Consider the following 346-nt stretch of genomic DNA (forward strand, 5'->3'; position numbering starts at 1 on the left):
GCGCTATCATTTTTGGTGGAGGATGACGGGATCGAACCGACGACCCCCTGCTTGCAAAGCAGGTGCTCTCCCAGCTGAGCTAATCCCCCGGGATCCTCTGACCAGATATTGGAATCTTGGTGGGTCTAGTTGGGCTCGAACCAACGACCCCTGCGTTATCAACACAGTGCTCTAACCAGCTGAGCTACAGACCCATTCCATGCAGCCTACTGTTTTCAGCAGGCCACCTGGCTTGTTCCAACAACCGATAAGTGTGGACGTTCAATTTGAAGCAGCATTTTTCCAGAAAGGAGGTGATCCAGCCGCACCTTCCGATACGGCTACCTTGTTACGACTTCACCCCAGT

2 tRNA genes and 1 rRNA gene are annotated in these 346 nt (G+C 53.2%); all 3 read right to left on the reverse strand.

Annotated features, from left to right (window positions below):
* Positions 1-13: 13 nt before the first annotated feature.
* Positions 14-89: transfer RNA gene (locus P353_RS07495), tRNA-Ala, on the reverse strand.
* Between the two features lie 28 nt (positions 90-117).
* A tRNA-Ile gene (locus tag P353_RS07500) sits at positions 118-194 on the reverse strand.
* Between the two features lie 92 nt (positions 195-286).
* Positions 287-346: ribosomal RNA gene (locus P353_RS27470) — 16S ribosomal RNA — on the reverse strand; the annotation flags it as partial.

The sequence above is a fragment of the Comamonas testosteroni genome, from assembly GCF_000761245.1.
Taxonomy (GTDB): Bacteria; Pseudomonadota; Gammaproteobacteria; order Burkholderiales; family Burkholderiaceae_C; genus Comamonas; species Comamonas testosteroni_C.